Annotated in this window: 2 pseudogenes; both read right to left on the minus strand. The window is 47.5% G+C overall.

Annotated features, from left to right (window positions below):
- A pseudogene (locus R7P74_RS26540) lies at positions 1-415 on the minus strand (flagellar motor switch protein FliG); the annotation flags it as partial.
- Positions 408-701, minus strand: a pseudogene (locus R7P74_RS26545) (flagellar basal-body MS-ring/collar protein FliF); the annotation flags it as partial. The pseudogenes R7P74_RS26545 and R7P74_RS26540, both read right to left, overlap by 8 nt.

The following is a 701-nucleotide window of genomic DNA, read 5'->3' on the forward strand; positions in this document are numbered from 1 at the left end:
TTGCCACTTGGCGTGGGTCCATCCATTTCAATGAATCCAGACCTTTCGAACCAGTACCCAGCAGAATTTGATCAACCAAGTTGTTCGCTTTGTCTTCACCCAGCGCGGCCACCAAGGCATTACGCATAAAGTCTTCGCTGCCCATACCAATGTTGGTGTATTTCTGGATATCTTCCAAAAACGTACGGTGCACCGCCGATACTTTCTCTTGGCTTAAATCTTTTGCACGCGCCATTGCACTACCAACACGCTGTACTTGTTTCGGTTCTAAATGACGGATGATGCCAGCCGCATCTTGCTCATTCAGACTTAATAACAAAATGGCCGCTTTCTCTTCACCAGTAATGGTGGAGGCATCAAACTCAACTGGCATGCCTGCGCCGTTTTCATCTTGAGGTACGATATCGTTAGCCATTTTCGTTCATCCAGTTTTTCACAACTTGAGCCGCTAGCTCTGGTTCGTTCGCTACAAGTGCACGAACCGCTTTCAGTACGTCTTCATCTTTATGAAGGTTAGGCAGATCGATACTTGAACCAAATTCAAACAGCTCACTGCTTTCAATGTCGCTACCAATTAGGCTGGTTTCGCCATCGGCACCAATTGGCAAACCGTCTGGGCCGTACATTTCATCGTCGTCATCACCAGCTGGGTTAAGCAGTTTCTTCATTGCAGGGCGAACCAGTACAAGCACAACCACGAT

The organism is Vibrio sp. 2033 (assembly GCF_033339735.1).